The sequence below is a fragment of the Neobacillus sp. PS3-34 genome (assembly GCF_030915465.1).
GTDB lineage: Bacteria > Bacillota > Bacilli > Bacillales > Cytobacillaceae > Neobacillus_A.
Window position 1 is genome coordinate 4555678 of sequence record NZ_CP133267.1, and the last position, 14570, is coordinate 4570247.

The window sequence follows — 14570 nt, forward strand, 5'->3', positions numbered from 1 at the left end:
ATGAGGGGCGTTTTTATTTACTTTTTTTTAGAAAGGATGTTAAAGCCGATGCTAATTGATCAGAAGTTTTTATTCACTCCAGGTCCTACCCCAATTCCCGATCGCATACAACATGCCATGAATCATCCGATGATTGCGCACCGTGGAAATGATTTTCCAAAAATACTTGAAGAAGTCTCTTCCCGCCTCTCCCCCATTTTCGGGACAGAAAATCCAGTTTACTTAATTGCAGCGAGCGGTACCTCCGCATTGGAAACAGCTGTTGTCAATACAGTCGAAGAAAATGATGAGGTTATTGTAATCGTGACTGGTGTATTTGGTGACCGCTTTGCCAATATTTGTGAAGCCTTTGGCGCTAATGTTCATCGATTGAATGTCGAGTGGGGCGAAACTTGTTCGCCTGAACAGCTGGAACTCTTCATCAAATCAATTAACAAAAAAATCAAGGCTGTTTTTGCTACCTACTGTGAGACGTCAACCGGAGTTCTAAATCCCGTTAATCAATTAGGCAAGGTAACAAAGGATTTAACGGATGCCCTCTTTATCGTCGATGGGGTCAGCTGCATTGGTGCTGTTCCTATCGATATGAATGGATGGGATATTGACATTCTGGTATCTGGATCACAAAAGGCATTGATGCTTCCACCTGGTTTGGCATTTATCGCTATGAGCACGAAGGCAAGGAAAGTAATCAAAAATTGCAAAGCGAAAAGATTTTATCTGGATTTAAATCGGTATATAGAATCGTATGAAAAAGAAAAGTCCACCCCCTTCACCCCTGCAGTATCACTCATATATGGAGCGCTGGAGGTTTGCCGAATGATTGAGGAAGAAGGATTTGTACAAGTGATTCAAAGGCATCAGCTTTTAAAGACGATGGTCCGTGAAGGTTTAAAAGCTTTAGAGCTGCCGCTTCTCACATCAGATGAAGACGCCTCACCAACTGTCACTGCGGTTGTAACCCATAATGAGAAGACGAGACAGATTAAGAAAACCTTGGAGGAAAAATTCAATATTGTCGTTGCCGGGGGTCAAAAGAAACTAAAAGGAGAGATTTTCAGGATTGGGCATATGGGCTATTGTACGCCCTTTGATGTTTTAAAAATCTTAAACAGCATTGAAATGACACTTCATCAACTAGGTAATCACAATGCTTTAGGAACTGCAACGACAAGAGCTCAGGAGGTGTGGATCAAACATGTATAAGGTGCTTGTAACAGATACCATCAGTGACAGCGGATTAAAAAGCCTGATTGATCATCCCCATTTTCTGGTTGATCAGCAGCCAGGCTTACAGTCTAAACAGATTTGTGAAGTAATTGGGAAGTATGATGCGCTGATTGTCCGCAGTCAAACTCAGGTTACCGAAGAGATTATTCAGCATGGTGACAGATTGCGTGTGATTGCCAGGGCAGGTGTGGGTGTTGATAATATCGATATCAATGCCGCAACCAGAAAGGGAATCATCGTCGTTAATGCACCTGGTGCCAATACAATTGCTGCCACAGAACATACACTGGCCCTGATGCTTTCGTTAGTCAGAAATATTCCAAGTGCACATCTGCTAACTTCTGAAGGGAAATGGGAACGAAACTCATTTAAAGGAATCGAGCTTTACAAAAAGACTCTGGGTATCATTGGAATGGGCAAGATTGGAACTGAAGTCGCCAAGCGTGCAAAAAGCTTTGGAATGCATATTTTGGGATACGATCCATATCTGACAGAAGAAAGAGCCAATAAATTAGGTATAGTGAAAGCTAGCCTTGAGTTAATCGCTGCAGAATCAGATATTATCACTCTTCATACTCCGCTCACTGGAGAAACCAAGGGGCTCGTAAATGATGATTATTTGAGCAGGACAAAATCGGGCGTCAGAATCATTAACTGTGCGCGTGGCGGAATCATCGATGAGAAAGCTCTGCATAGAGCCTTGCAATCGGGACAGGTTGCCGGAGCTGCACTGGATGTATTTGAAAAAGAACCATATATCGACCCTGAATTGCTTCAGCATCCCCATATCATTGTGACTCCCCACCTCGCTGCTTCAACGGTTGAAGCACAGGAAAAAGTTGCCGAAGAAGTCAGCGACGAAATCATTGAAATTTTTGAAACACAAACGATTCGCCATGCGGTCAATATGCCGCAAATATCCGGGGAAGCTCACCGGAAAATACAGCCGTATTTACAGCTTGGCGGGCAGATCGGACAATTAGCAGTGCAATTATTAAAGCAAGCTCCTGATAAGATTGACATTAATTATTACGGCGAATTGGCAGACGAAGATACCGACTTGCTGACACGTACAACGATTAAGGGTCTTCTATCCTATCATTTTGCTGAGTCTGTTAATCTCATCAATGTCTTCCATCTATTAAAGGAGCAAGGCGTTCCGTATACCGTACAAAAGAATGCAACAAACAAGGGATTTGCCAACTATATGGAACTGACCCTCTCAAAGGATAATGAAATAGCGTCTGTTGGTGCAACTGTTTTAAATGGTTACGGTGCAAGAATCGTGAAAATGAATCACTATCGTGTCGATGTCCGGCCAGAAAGCTTCCTTTTATATATCAAGCATCAGGACATTCCTGGGATGATCGGGAAAGTAGGCTCCATTTTAGGAGAGTACCAGATTAATATTGGAACCATGCAGGTCGGAAGAACATCTATGGGAGGAGAAGCGGTAATGATCCTTACCCTGGATAAAAAAATAGAGGGTGATGTCATCCAAGCATTAAAATCAATCAAGGGGCTGGAAGATGCACAATTACTTGAGCTAAATACAAGTGAAGCAAGTATGAAGCTAGTTTCTTTTTAAACAATAGGAAAAGGGTCGGCCAATACGTTCGGGACACCCTAATTATTAATCACTTTTTTCCAAAGTCTTTAATAGACCTTTCAATTCCAATACGTTATCCAAAATATAATCAGCACGATGCTTTTCGAAATCTCCCCTTGCATCCTGACCGGACAATCCGGTTAAAACTGCGGCAAACCTCGCCCCCATTTCCCTTGCAGCCAATAAATCAGCGAGAGAGTCCCCAATAATTAAAATTTCTTCCGCCTCTTCCATTGGCAATTGGGTGTTAAGACAATCAGCAGAAGAATAATCTTTTCCTAAAAAAGCCTGGACGTATGTATACGGATGCGGTTTGGAAAACGATTTATCCATCTTTACTTCTTTTTGTGCTTTCAGGACTTCATCAGCCGTAACCACGTCGCCAAATCAAAATGCCTCAGCCAATCCAGATGCTCAAAGGGCTTAATTGTTTCAAGCTCTGGCCTCTCCGGTTCCGATGCCAATAGAAAAACCATTACTTATAAGCCACATAAATAGCTGATTAATTTCTTCTCGGTCACATAAGGTTTTCTCGTCTGCCAAAAATCCTCTTTTCCCTAATTGAACTGAAGGCCTTCCAGTAGAATCAAAAACATTTTCATCACCTACATACCACTCTTGTGATATATGTTCGCATATGGACCATAGGGTTCCTTTTTTCTGAAAGATCGTTGTTTCGAATCCAAAATTTTCTTTTACTAAATGGTCCAAGAATATAAATAACTCTTGCTTAGCCCCATTTAATTTTTGAAAGTCTTTATGGAACAGATCAAAGTCGAAAGTAACATGATGTTTTTTTAATAGCTGCCCAATTTCACGTAACGTATCTCTGGTAATATCCGTTGTTAACCATCTGTTAATCTTATGGGCTTCCGCTTCTCTAATTTGGGATAAAAGATGAATGAGCTGGTAACTAAAAGTTAGAAAAATCATATCCCAGTTAGCATTAAGGCCTCTTGATTTTAAAAATTTCAAAACCCGATCATTTTCGAATACCTGCATTCTTATGACTGCTATTTCGGTTGGGTCAAAATCAGTTTTAAACTTTTCAGGCATTAAACCCAAATAGTTATCACTCACCAACAGCTCCCAAACCGTAAGTGCGGATGCGTCAAAATAATGATCCTCGCTCAAAAGGACTCCGTCAACATCAAACAAAATGGTTTTAATCATCTAGCCATCCCCCTCATTCCCCCACTTTATTATTCATTAGTTTATCATAATAAAGCGGTATTCTATAAACGTCTAGGCATATCAATTTAAATAGTCTCTTTTTATATGGAATTAAATTTTAATATAAAAATATTAATATAAGTAGATGGCCTGCCATACTAGTCTCCCTTTTTAAATCTAAGGAGGAAATCATGGATTTCGATAAAATCATGAAATGGATGGAATTAGCGAAGATGCAGCAAACATCCGATTTTTGGAATGCCTTTGCTGACCAATCCTCCTTTAATCAATTTATGAAGGAGGATGGTAATATGGGCTCTTCTTCTGAACCTGAAGTTAAGAAAGCGCCACACAACAAGTTCCCTCCTATCGATATTTATATGACGGAAACGGACATCATCATAATGGCTGACCTTGCAGGATATTTGAAAGAAAATCTCCAGGTTTCTATTTCAGGAGCGAAGCTATTAATAAAAGGAACAATGGCAGCCTTTATTTCTGGTCAGCCCATTCTCCAAGAAAGAATTGGCGGAGAGTTTCAGCGTGTTGTTGATCTTCCCGAGCCAACTGATATTTCCCAGATTCGCGCTAAATTTGAAAACGGGCTTTTAATCGTTTCATATAGAAGGATTTTTGGAGTGGAAGAGCATGTAAATATCGAATGAACGATAAATTTCAAACGATGAATGAGTCAAAACAGGATTGAATCCCCTCTAAAAAGTGGTGATAAATAGTGTCAATTAAAGGACTCTTCGGTCAAAAATACAGTGAAAATAAAACAATTAATATTGAAGAATTCGAACAGCAGATTAGAAGAATAAACACCCTTGAAGTTCATGTAAATCGTTTGTTAAAACTTGAAACAAAGATAGGTCCTATATCATCTCTCAAGGGCGGATGAAATCCGAGAACAAGTCCACGATGGAGCAAAACACCGAAGATGAAATTCTAAGCCAGATAAATTCTTTGAAACTTAAACTGGACAACTTAACCCAAAAGGTTAACTCAACGGAATATATTACTTTTCAGCGCCATGAGAAACAAAACAATCAGCCTTATTTCAATCTCGGGTCTCAGGCTGAAAAAAACACGAGGAATGACAGTAATGAACACATCGAGCGTTACATAGACAGCATGATAGGACAAAAACTTTCTCCTTTTATGAAGCACGCGGAGTATTGTAACGAAAAATTAATTGCTTTAGAAAAAAATATTGCCCTAATTAATGAAATACAATTGGACATGCTTAAGCGTGCTGCAGCCATTCAGGAGGAATTATCAGAACTTCGGGAACAGCCCGTAAAAAATGGAGATTCAGACAGTAAACAAACCATCGTTTTAAAAGAACTATATATTGATAAATTTTTCCTGGATAAATACGAGCAAAATAATAATATTGCACAGATAGGCATTAAGGAGTTAAGCGGGGCATTAAACATTGGCGCTACTTATGGGAATGCTGCATTGCCGGGTGAAGCTTCGGCAGAGTTTAAAAAGGAAATGGAAGAACATAAACTTAAATCAAAAACAGCGAAAAAAGAAGCCGAGGACACCACTTCATCCGAAGAAAGTTATTCTGATTCTTCTCCAGAGGGAGAAATTTTTTACACTGATATTCCTATTGAGGACCCGATGGTCGACGATAACAATTAAAATGGAAGATCTGCTCAGAATGAACATCTTTCCCTTTTTACTGAATAAATATTTAGGATATAAGGTATTTTATTACGTTTAATTTCTAAAATGAGATTTGCTTTACAGTCAAAGAAGGGAGAAATTCTTTTTATGTTTATTCCCACTAATGTCAACATTTCTAATATAAAAATAGGAAACTCGGATCATGACGGCTCCGTTTCTTTTGGTTCAAATATTATTACAAACAGAAATGTAAGTGGAAAGAAAAATCAGGGGTTTGGGCAGCAAAATGCTGATTTCTGCAACTTATTTTCCCCTATTCAATCGATTTTAGATAATGATGAAATTGACGCATTGGCACAAAAATTAAATCCGTAATACCTTTTCTTGGTCAAACTAAAAAAGATAGGAGTGAAGTGTATGATAATCGCGCCAATGGCCGTAAATTTTTTAGGGATAAAAGTAAATACGCTCGATAATTCATCATTGGTCAGTGTGGCGCCAACCTATTTATTGACCAATTGATTTCTTATAAGCGGAACCAGGGATTTGGGGAACAAAGCGGTGACCTATCACCTATAAATATTTCCGTTTCATATATTTTTGACCCTGATGTTAATGACAGCAATACAATCAAAAATAGCGTCATTTAGCCAAAGAGCTTTTCAAAACAAGGAGGAAGACCATGGCGGCTCCAGTCCCTTACATTAATATTAATATCTGTGTCATTAAAATTAATTCCTTTGAAAATGCTTCAGCTGTGAATATTGGCCAAAATTTATTGGCAGAATGGCATAATTCAGACAAAAAAAATCAAGGCTACGGACAGAACTTTGGAGATGACAGCGGGTTTATCGGCAATAGAAGCTTAGTAGATGACAGAGACCAGATTGATTCCGCATCCTCTTTTGAATCTGGCAGGATTCCGACATTATAGGAGGAATGTAAATGATTTTTGCTCCAATGGTCGTAAACCTTTTGGCCTAAAAGTCAATGTCCTGGACCATGCCTCTGTCGTGAACATGGGCCGAGTCAGGTTATTGACCAGTTTGTTTCATATAAACGAAACCAGGGAATAGGTGAACAAAATGGAGACGGTTCTCCAATACTTCTGCCTGTGACGTATATTTTGGATCCGGATGTATCTGATAGTGCAACCATAAAAAATAGTTTTATTTAATTTTAATTATGACGATTAGCCAAAAAAAGGACGTATGCCAATGCATACGTCCTTTTTGGGGTATATTATTTAAACCAGCCTTTTTCCTTTGATTGCGTAATGGCTTCGATACGATTTGTTACCTGCAGTTTATCCAGTATCGTTGATATATAATTTCGTACCGTACCTGTGGTTATGCTTAGCTGGCTTGCAATTTCCTTTGTATTACGGCCGTCGGCAATCAGTTCAAGAACGTCCATTTCGCGCTCGGTCAGAGGATTTTCTTCGCTATAAACATCATCCATCAATTCTGGGGCATAAATGCGTCTTCCAGCAATAACATTGCGGATTGAGCTAGCCAATTCCTCACTCGGGCTGTCTTTTAATAAATAGCCGCGAACACCTGCTTTTAAAGCACGCTGAAAATATCCTGAGCGGGCAAAGGTTGTTAAGATAATGACCATGCAGCCACATGCTTTTAACTCTTCGGCTGCCTCAAGGCCCGTTTTGCCAGGCATCTCAATGTCCATTATGCATATATCCGGCTGCAGCTGCTGCACCAGCTTGATTGCCTCCTCGCCGTCACTGGCCTGTCCAACTACTTCCATATCATCTTCCAAATTGAGTAAAGAACCAAGAGCCCCTAATAACATCCGCTGATCCTCTGCAATAACGATGCGAATCATCCAAGATCCTCCCTATTTGACAGTCTGACCACATTCGGAACTTTTATGATTAACGTTGTTCCTTCCTGTTCCAGGATTTCCAGGCTTCCATTAACAAATTCGAGCCGTTCTCTCATCCCCATCAAACCGCTTCCCTTATTGAAATCAATTTTTTTCATGGCAGTATTTCCATTATCCCGCACAGTAATGGCGCTTTCACTAGCCGTTTGCTCAATGGTTACGTAACAGGCTGTTGCATTGCTATGCTTAACCACATTGGTGATAGCCTCTTTTAAACACATACTCAAAATGTTTTCTGTCAGCAGGGAAACATTTGATATATTCATATCTTCATCCGCCACAAAGTCAATTTGTGCGGCTTTAAGAATTTGCTTTACGTGAACAATTTCATCCTTCAAGCGGATTCCCCGCATTTCAGACACCATTTTCCTCACTTCATTTAGCGCCGTTCTTGCCGTTTGTTGAATATCCTTCAATTCCTCGCGTGCCTGCTCGGGATCCTTATAAATCAGTCTTCTAGCTAGGTCACTTTTCAAACCAATCAGAGACAGCTTTTCGCCAGTGTATCATGAAGGTCCCGTGCTATTCGCTGACGCTCCTCAATCTTAACCAGCTCTGATATTTTTTTGTTCGCATCCTCCAGCTTTTCCTCGAGCTGTCCCCGTTCTTTTTTGTAACGAAGGCTGAAAGGCAACAGTATGACACTAATCCATACGATAATGACAATCGGAACCTGCTTGATAAACAAGTCTTCCTTTAAGACAATTTTAAAATTTATCACTGCAGATGTAGTGACTAAGTGGATAAAATATAAGACCAGAAAAGGAATACGATTTTTAATATTGCCGATAAAATAGGCCAGGAAAAAAGCGAAATAGACATAACTGAACAAACTCGTTAAGGCAATTGAAATGCCGATGAGTAGGCAGGTCCATAAATAGACGGGCCACCCTTTGGAAATGAACGCAAAACGATAAAATACAAAAAACAAAACGGTCAGGACGATTCCGACGATGATTTCAATTGTAGACTCGGATTGGAATATAAAATAAAATGGCAGCATTCCAAGAATGGTCCAAATATATGGAGAAATCCCCGTGCTCTTCACCAATTGCCAATATTTTTTAAACATAATAAAGACCTCATTTAGGAAACATTTGTTAGCCTAATAGTAACACATTAATCGAAATACTCCCCTTATCGGCGTGCAATAAGGGGAGATTTTGTGGCATTTTATATTTCAGGCTTAACCTTGACGGAAAGACTTCTTTTGGAAATTGCTTTAACGTCCTTAAAGGTTACAAAATTTTTCGTTTGCTCATCCCACAGGCGGAACTTTAAAGAGCTAAAGCTTTTCGCCAATGTAATCGTAGGGACATTTTGTAAAGGCTGCGTATTTTCATGTGCTTCTTCTAATTTATAGTTAGGGACCCTTGGGCTTAAATGGTGAACATGGTGATAGCCGATGTTGCCAGTCAGCCATTGCAGAAGCTTAGGAAGCTTGTAAAAAGAACTTCCTTCTACCGCTGCTTTCACATATTCCCATTCCTTATCACCTTCAAAATAACCATCTTCAAAGGTGTGCTGTACATAAAACAGCCAGATTCCGGCAGATCCGGAAATTAAGAAGATTGGACCTTGTATTAGCAAGAAGTTTTCCCAGCCAATTGCCCAGCAAAGCAATCCTACTGTTGCTGCGAGTAAAACATTCGTTAAATAAAGGTTGTTGCGTTCCTTTGTTCTTGCTTCTTTACGGTTAAAACGATTCTTTAATACGAAAACATAAATTGGTCCTAATATAAACATAACGAGCGGGTTACGATACAAACGGTAACCGATTTTTAATGAAAGCGGTGCGGCAATATACTCTTCCACGGTCAGTGTCCAAATATCACCTGTTCCCCTTTTATCAAGATTGCTGCTTGTTGCGTGGTGAACCGAATGATCATGTGCCCATTGATCATAGGGGAAAAGAGTTAATACACCAGTAATAGTTCCGAGAATTTTGTTGGCAGTACGGTTTTTAAAAAATGAATGGTGACAGCAGTCATGAAAAATAATGAAAATCCTTATCAGGAATCCTGCAGCTACAATTTCAAGTGCTAATGTCAGTAAATATGATATGGAAAGGCTTTGGTATGCCAGGTACCATAACACAATAAAAGGAACGATTGTGTTGAGGATCTGAAAAACACTTTCCCTTGTTTGTGATTTTTCATAAGGGGCAACCTGTTTCCTCAAATTCTTTGTGCTTTGTTCGACCATAGTTAGTCAAATTCCCCTTCCATAATGTCGTTAAATCAATTGTATACAATAATATTAGTCCTTCCTAGTAGCAGGTATCATATCCTGGACATGATAAATGTCATATATGCAGTTGGAGCTCCCAAAATAAATTTACCCAAAATTATTGGATTTTAATGCTATAATTTTTAATAAGTTTTATGTTTTGTTCGGGAGGGTCAGATGAGTACTCAAAGTGTAGTTTTGACAGCAACAAGGGGAAAAGGAATTGTATTAGTTCTAATTGCGGCTATTTTTTGGGGAATATCCGGAACTGTTGCCCAATACTTATTTCAGGAGCGGGGTTTTACTGCGGCTTGGCTTGTGGATACTCGACTGATTCTATCAGGAATGATCCTTTTGTATTTTTCTCATCGTGTAAAAAAACAAAATATATGGTCTGTCTGGAAAATAAAAAAATACAGAATCCAGTTAATCGTTTTTGGAATAGTAGGCATGCTCGGGGTTCAATATACATATTTTGCGGCCATTCAGCACGGAAATGCCGCAACTGCGACCGTTCTTCAATATCTGGCGCCGGTGTTAATCACTTGCTATCTATGCCTGCGGGCAAAGTCGTGGCCGTCAAAACAGGAAGTTTTTGCAGTTGGGTTAGCTTTAATTGGTACTTTTCTTCTCGTGACAAATGGTAATATCCATAGGTTGTCGATATCTACACCCGCATTTATATGGGGAATCCTTTCCGCTTTTGAGCTGGCTTTTTATACGCTGTATCCTGGTGGTCTGCTATCTAAATGGGGTTCATTGGTCACAGTGGGCTGGGGTATGCTTATTGGCGGAATTGGGTTTAGCTTTGTTCAGCCCCCTTGGGATTTTCAGGGGCATTGGTCTTTTGCGTCTTTTGGTGCGGTGATTGTAGTGATTCTTCTAGGTACAGTGCTAGCATTTTTCTGTTATATGGAAAGCATGAAATACTTGAGTGCATCAGAAGCCAGCCTGTTAGCCTGTGCAGAACCATTATCGGCCGCTTTTTTAGCGGTTGCCTGGCTGCATGTTCCTTTCAGTTTGATTGAGTGGCTTGGGAGCTTTTGTATCATTGCGACGATTATGATTTTATCGATGGGGAAAAGGTAGAGATGGTGTTATTTTTTGGGTCTGGTAGAGGCGCGTTTTAAAATGGAGCTTGTAGTCGTGCATATCTTCTTATTAGCTAAATAAAGGCTGTCCCAAACCGTCACAATCAAATTGACTTGGGATCAGCCTTTTTCTATGTAGTCTAAGTTCCTTTTTCTAAGCAAAAGTGTTAGACCTATCATTTCTTACCTCCACGACAATGAAAAGTCCCCGATAAAAGGTTTGTAATGATGTAATTTTCAGTCCGTGCTCATGCAAAAGACTAATCGTATCCCTGTTCAATCGGCAGCCATCACAGATTTTTTTCCAAAAGGGTGTTAGCACATCCTGAAGTTTTGATAAAAAAGGATTTTCCATTTTCACATGCTCAAACAATAAGATTCTCCCGCCAGGTTTACATACTCGTTTCATTTCTTCCATTGCCAAATCCACATTTGGAATGGTACAAAAAACAAGTGTTGCCACGACAGTATCGAATTGGTTATCTGAAAAAGGCAGCTTTTCAGCACCTCCATGTACCACTTCAATGGGAACCTTCGCTACACTCTGCTTGTCTCTAGAACGGTCAATCATATGTTCGCTCGGCTCAATGGCAGTAACTTTTGCCGCCACGCTATATAAAGGAAAGTTAATTCCTGTTCCTGAACCAATTTCAAGCACATTTCCTGTAGCGTTATTTAGCAGCTTCCTGCGTACTACACTAAATTTCCGTTTCTCCAGCGGACTCATAAAAAAATCATACCACTTTGCGAATGACCTGCCATATTCCCCACTCCAAATCCTAAATCTATTTAATACCAACATCATATACCATAACTCTCTGACAAAAAAAGACCGAACATGCATCCAGCATGGACGGTCACCGTAATTAAAGAATTTCATTCGTTTCAAGTCGCTCAAGAATGGTCTTCAGGTCCCGCTCAACATGCTGCTTCATTTTCAATCAAGCTGATCGCTCCTTAAAAAAATGGTATATGATTAAATTGACCTTCAATTCTAGTCCACGTATTGCCAGTTAAGGAAATGCCTATAATAAAAATAGATAATATGATAAAGGATGGTTATTTATGCTTTATATTTATAATGATTTTGGGGGCACACATACTACTTCACTGGCGGCTGCCTACCATTTAAGACATTTGCCTCAATCGGAAAGAAAGCTAACTACTGAAGAAATTTTAAATGTGAAATATTTTAATAAATTGACAAAAGAGGATTTTGGAAAGCTTATTTTTCACGGAACTGATGAAGATGGAAACTCCGTTTATACCCTTGGTCGGAAAAGGAATAAATATGTGGTTCCCGCTTTAAAAGAATTGACATTATTGTTTCAAGAAAAATTTCATTTAAATGAAAAAATTGTTTTCTCAAATACTTCACCAACAGTACCCATTACTATGTCATTAGGTGGATTTTTTTCACGTACATTGAAAATTGACTTTATTGGAGTTCCGCTATTAGTTATGGGTGCAAAACAATGTTGTGATAATTTATATAGGCTCGTTGAAAATACAAAGCATATTGGCAGGACTACTTTTAATGAAAATGTAATCACATTAGACAATGAAATGTATAAGTGAGACTTATTTTCAAAAAAAATAAGAGAAAAGGATACCCCTCTCTCAAAACAAATTAACCGGACTAGCCCATTATTAATCCTTCACTTCTGATAAAAATTGTTCAGTGGTCCTATTCTTCCCGATCCTCGGGAAGATGAATTTGCAGGATGCGTCGTGTGCTTCCTGACTGAAGGTGGTCATGGCATCAGTGATAAATATTTGATTATAGCCATATTGAAATGCTTCTCTCGCCGTACTTTCTACCCCGATATTAGTAGCAATTCCACATAGGACAATAGTATCGATGCCTCTGCGGCGAAGCTGTAGATCCAAATCAGTTCCGAAAAAAGCTCCCCATTGTCGTTTTGTGACGACATAATCAGTTGAACTCACTCCAAGCTCCGGTACAAACTCCGCCCAATCGGCAGGACGCTGCACGGCGTTAACTGGCTGATCTGTCGCAGGTTTTAATGAATCCTTTCCGTCATGAAAATCAACTTTTACAAAAGAAATAAAACCATCTTTTTCACGAAAGAGCTTAACGATTTCGGCAGCCTTTTCAACAACTTCTTGTCCCCCAGGCATACTTACAATCCCTTTTTGTAGATCTATGATAACCAATCCAGTTTTTTGAAAGTCGATTTGTTGTGTGCTCATATTAATGCTCCCCTTACAAAAATTTCTCAAGATATTTGTATCTTACAACAATTGTTTTGGAAGATACAATCTTAATAGTTGACCCTAATGAATTTTACTTTAGATTATTACTCTGCGATAAATGCAAATGTTGACATAGGTTTAATATCATGGTTCTTGATCGACTCTTCTAACAAATTCATTTGTGATTTTATTAGTGACTTTAGTTTTGTGGGAATGCCGCTAATATCTTCAAGCCCTGATTGATATTCATTTAATGTAAGATCAACTTCCCATTTACCATCCTGCAGCGCATTTGAAGAAATAGACTGCTCTTTTATTATGCTCCAGCCTGATTTTTCAACAACATCCTTTACATCCGTAGGGGTAAAAAGTGTTCGTACATTTGAAGTGCTATTTTCCTTAAAACATTCATATTGGGCTTGAATTAAGATGGCTAAAAAGTGCGGTAATTGCTCTATCTTGTTAATTCTAGAATCCCATTCTGCGTAACATAATTTTTTTCCCCATCTCCTGATTTTGGTACATACTTCTAAAATCTCTTCAAAGGATTTGAAGTACCAGGAGCAGTGCGATAATACAATGAAATCAAATGAGTTTTCAGGAAAATCTACTTTAGGAGATAATATATCCATTTCAAAATCTATTTTTATCTGCTTTCCCAGCATTGATCGCATTAAATAATCAGCAGAATCACCGAGCGTGATTGGGCTTCCATAACTAGGAGAAGCAATATCGACACCATGGACGAGGCCTTTCCTCTCCAACCAAATATGCAAGAACAGCTGTCGTGTCTCCTTGGCCGCAACCGATTTCCAGCACTCTGCTGCCTTTTTTTATACCCCAGAATTCAGCCAATTTAAGACGATGCTCAGTCTGGGCTCTTTGTATATTTGTATTGTTATCATTTAGAGCCATACATTCAAGAATACTATCTATAATGTTATCATTCATAAACTCACTCCTAAATCTCTTATACATCCATATGGAAAAGAAACATTTCTCCAATGCTTCCCATCACTCTTATTCCCTTATCCTTAAAGCCACATTTCAAATAAACATTTTGGGCAGCAATATTCTTATGGTTCACACAAAGGATGATTTCATTTTTTGTAGGGAAATGTTTTTTAACAAAGGATGGCAACAATAACAGTGATTTTTTGGCTATTCCTTTTCCTTGGCAGGAAGCATTAACTGAGTATGCTCTCAACAGAATGGCATCTTTATTGTCAGAATATTGTCGAACTCCCTCCCACACGTGAAGAACAAAAAAACCAGCGGGTTTATTGTTATATAGGACCACGATGGGATAACGATCCTCTTCTATTTCACATTTTTGTATCGCATCAAGAGGCATTCCAGAATATTTTAATTGGTCGATTGGCAAAAAATAATTTTCTAATTCTGCTTTATACTCAGGTTTATAAAAATCCAGAACAACTGTGCCACTTTGTGCGGGAAGACTTTTCATTCGTATCCCCCTT

General features: G+C 39.0%; 18 protein-coding genes and 1 pseudogene. 9 read left to right on the forward strand and 10 right to left on the reverse strand.

Annotated elements, in window-relative coordinates; all coding sequences use genetic code 11:
* The first annotated feature begins 48 nt into the window (after positions 1-48).
* Together RCG23_RS24010 and serA are read left to right on the forward strand one after the other, a co-directional pair.
* A complete protein-coding gene (locus tag RCG23_RS24010; RefSeq protein ID WP_308177717.1) occupies positions 49-1206 on the forward strand; it encodes a pyridoxal-phosphate-dependent aminotransferase family protein in 1158 nt (385 codons plus the stop codon).
* Positions 1199-2818 (forward strand): phosphoglycerate dehydrogenase, encoded by a 1620-nt coding sequence (gene serA, locus RCG23_RS24015; RefSeq protein ID WP_308177718.1) that lies wholly within the window; start codon positions 1199-1201, stop codon positions 2816-2818. Before RCG23_RS24010 ends, serA begins: the two co-directional genes overlap by 8 nt.
* 45 nt (positions 2819-2863) lie before the next feature.
* Here serA and RCG23_RS24020 read toward each other — a convergent pair whose 3' ends face one another.
* Positions 2864-3217, reverse strand: coding sequence for an HAD family hydrolase (locus RCG23_RS24020; RefSeq protein WP_308177719.1), 354 nt, complete (start codon positions 3215-3217; stop codon positions 2864-2866).
* Positions 3218-3271: 54 nt separating this feature from the next.
* Positions 3272-4012, reverse strand: coding sequence for a hypothetical protein (locus RCG23_RS24025; RefSeq protein ID WP_308177720.1), 741 nt, complete (start codon positions 4010-4012; stop codon positions 3272-3274).
* Positions 4013-4203: 191 nt separating this feature from the next.
* On the opposite strand from RCG23_RS24025, the gene RCG23_RS24030 reads away from it, so the two are divergent.
* The 5 genes from RCG23_RS24030 (at position 4204) to RCG23_RS24050 (ending at position 6584) form a co-directional block, all read left to right on the forward strand.
* Positions 4204-4677, forward strand: a complete 474-nt coding sequence (locus RCG23_RS24030; RefSeq protein WP_308177721.1) for an Hsp20/alpha crystallin family protein — start codon at positions 4204-4206, stop codon at positions 4675-4677.
* Between the two features lie 68 nt (positions 4678-4745).
* On the forward strand, positions 4746-4913 hold the full coding sequence (locus RCG23_RS24035; protein ID WP_308177722.1) for a hypothetical protein: 168 nt from the start codon (positions 4746-4748) through the stop codon (positions 4911-4913).
* Positions 4910-5665: a hypothetical protein gene (locus RCG23_RS24040; RefSeq protein ID WP_308177723.1), complete on the forward strand. Its 756-nt coding sequence runs from the start codon at positions 4910-4912 to the stop codon at positions 5663-5665. Before RCG23_RS24035 ends, RCG23_RS24040 begins: the two co-directional genes overlap by 4 nt.
* 132 nt (positions 5666-5797) lie before the next feature.
* Entirely contained in the window at positions 5798-6025 is a 228-nt protein-coding gene (locus RCG23_RS24045) for a hypothetical protein (RefSeq protein WP_308177724.1), read from the forward strand.
* Between the two features lie 307 nt (positions 6026-6332).
* Positions 6333-6584 carry a hypothetical protein gene (locus RCG23_RS24050; protein WP_308177725.1) on the forward strand — a complete coding sequence of 84 codons (252 nt, stop codon included), beginning with the start codon at positions 6333-6335 and terminating at the stop codon, positions 6582-6584.
* Between the two features lie 308 nt (positions 6585-6892).
* Here RCG23_RS24050 and RCG23_RS24055 read toward each other — a convergent pair whose 3' ends face one another.
* From RCG23_RS24055 to RCG23_RS24065, 3 genes and pseudogenes are all read right to left on the reverse strand, one after another.
* Entirely contained in the window at positions 6893-7492 is a 600-nt protein-coding gene (locus RCG23_RS24055; RefSeq protein WP_308177726.1) for a response regulator, read from the reverse strand.
* Positions 7489-8624, reverse strand: a pseudogene (locus RCG23_RS24060) (sensor histidine kinase). The gene RCG23_RS24055 and the pseudogene RCG23_RS24060 overlap by 4 nt, the downstream one beginning before the upstream one ends.
* Before the next feature lie 101 nt (positions 8625-8725).
* The gene (locus tag RCG23_RS24065) at positions 8726-9757 is read right to left on the reverse strand and encodes a Delta(5) desaturase DesA (protein ID WP_308177727.1); all 1032 of its coding nucleotides are present in this window, start codon (positions 9755-9757) and stop codon (positions 8726-8728) included.
* Positions 9758-9958: 201 nt separating this feature from the next.
* Here RCG23_RS24065 and RCG23_RS24070 point away from each other — a divergent pair, with 201 nt between their 5' ends.
* Entirely contained in the window at positions 9959-10870 is a 912-nt protein-coding gene (locus tag RCG23_RS24070) for a DMT family transporter (protein ID WP_308177728.1), read from the forward strand.
* A gap of 156 nt (positions 10871-11026) precedes the next feature.
* On the opposite strand, the gene RCG23_RS24075 is transcribed toward RCG23_RS24070, so the two are convergent.
* Positions 11027-11677: a class I SAM-dependent methyltransferase gene (locus RCG23_RS24075; RefSeq protein WP_308177729.1), complete on the reverse strand. Its 651-nt coding sequence runs from the start codon at positions 11675-11677 to the stop codon at positions 11027-11029.
* A gap of 260 nt (positions 11678-11937) precedes the next feature.
* Between RCG23_RS24075 and RCG23_RS24080 the strand changes: the two genes are divergently transcribed.
* Positions 11938-12450 (forward strand): DUF3189 family protein, encoded by a 513-nt coding sequence (locus RCG23_RS24080; protein WP_308177730.1) that lies wholly within the window; start codon positions 11938-11940, stop codon positions 12448-12450.
* 72 nt (positions 12451-12522) lie between these two features.
* On the opposite strand, the gene RCG23_RS24085 is transcribed toward RCG23_RS24080, so the two are convergent.
* The 4 genes from RCG23_RS24085 to RCG23_RS24100 all read right to left on the reverse strand — a co-directional run bounded on the left by RCG23_RS24085 (position 12523) and on the right by RCG23_RS24100 (position 14557).
* Positions 12523-13086 (reverse strand): isochorismatase family protein, encoded by a 564-nt coding sequence (locus tag RCG23_RS24085; RefSeq protein ID WP_308177731.1) that lies wholly within the window; start codon positions 13084-13086, stop codon positions 12523-12525.
* A 107-nt stretch (positions 13087-13193) separates the two neighbouring features.
* Positions 13194-13865 (reverse strand): class I SAM-dependent methyltransferase, encoded by a 672-nt coding sequence (locus RCG23_RS24090; protein WP_308177732.1) that lies wholly within the window; start codon positions 13863-13865, stop codon positions 13194-13196.
* Positions 13807-14067 carry a hypothetical protein gene (locus RCG23_RS24095; RefSeq protein ID WP_308177733.1) on the reverse strand — a complete coding sequence of 87 codons (261 nt, stop codon included), beginning with the start codon at positions 14065-14067 and terminating at the stop codon, positions 13807-13809. Before RCG23_RS24095 ends, RCG23_RS24090 begins: the two co-directional genes overlap by 59 nt.
* A complete protein-coding gene (locus RCG23_RS24100; RefSeq protein ID WP_308177734.1) occupies positions 14060-14557 on the reverse strand; it encodes a GNAT family N-acetyltransferase in 498 nt (165 codons plus the stop codon). The genes RCG23_RS24095 and RCG23_RS24100 overlap by 8 nt, the downstream gene beginning before the upstream one ends.
* Positions 14558-14570: the final 13 nt, after the last annotated feature.

What these genes read in the sequence shown, in the direction of transcription:
- RCG23_RS24085 (WP_308177731.1), bottom strand. Translation starts at nt 13,086, where the DNA reads ATGAGCACACAACAAATCGACTTTCAAAAAACTGGATTGGTTATCATA.
- RCG23_RS24100 (WP_308177734.1), bottom strand. Translation starts at nt 14,557, where the DNA reads ATGAAAAGTCTTCCCGCACAAAGTGGCACAGTTGTTCTGGATTTTTAT.
- RCG23_RS24040 (WP_308177723.1), top strand. Translation starts at nt 4,910, where the DNA reads ATGAAATCCGAGAACAAGTCCACGATGGAGCAAAACACCGAAGATGAA.
- serA (WP_308177718.1), top strand. Translation starts at nt 1,199, where the DNA reads ATGTATAAGGTGCTTGTAACAGATACCATCAGTGACAGCGGATTAAAA.
- RCG23_RS24055 (WP_308177726.1), bottom strand. Translation starts at nt 7,492, where the DNA reads ATGATTCGCATCGTTATTGCAGAGGATCAGCGGATGTTATTAGGGGCT.
- RCG23_RS24070 (WP_308177728.1), top strand. Translation starts at nt 9,959, where the DNA reads ATGAGTACTCAAAGTGTAGTTTTGACAGCAACAAGGGGAAAAGGAATT.
- RCG23_RS24080 (WP_308177730.1), top strand. Translation starts at nt 11,938, where the DNA reads ATGCTTTATATTTATAATGATTTTGGGGGCACACATACTACTTCACTG.
- RCG23_RS24050 (WP_308177725.1), top strand. Translation starts at nt 6,333, where the DNA reads ATGGCGGCTCCAGTCCCTTACATTAATATTAATATCTGTGTCATTAAA.
- RCG23_RS24095 (WP_308177733.1), bottom strand. Translation starts at nt 14,067, where the DNA reads ATGTATAAGAGATTTAGGAGTGAGTTTATGAATGATAACATTATAGAT.
- RCG23_RS24030 (WP_308177721.1), top strand. Translation starts at nt 4,204, where the DNA reads ATGGATTTCGATAAAATCATGAAATGGATGGAATTAGCGAAGATGCAG.
- RCG23_RS24045 (WP_308177724.1), top strand. Translation starts at nt 5,798, where the DNA reads ATGTTTATTCCCACTAATGTCAACATTTCTAATATAAAAATAGGAAAC.
- RCG23_RS24065 (WP_308177727.1), bottom strand. Translation starts at nt 9,757, where the DNA reads ATGGTCGAACAAAGCACAAAGAATTTGAGGAAACAGGTTGCCCCTTAT.
- RCG23_RS24075 (WP_308177729.1), bottom strand. Translation starts at nt 11,677, where the DNA reads ATGATGTTGGTATTAAATAGATTTAGGATTTGGAGTGGGGAATATGGC.
- RCG23_RS24010 (WP_308177717.1), top strand. Translation starts at nt 49, where the DNA reads ATGCTAATTGATCAGAAGTTTTTATTCACTCCAGGTCCTACCCCAATT.
- RCG23_RS24025 (WP_308177720.1), bottom strand. Translation starts at nt 4,012, where the DNA reads ATGATTAAAACCATTTTGTTTGATGTTGACGGAGTCCTTTTGAGCGAG.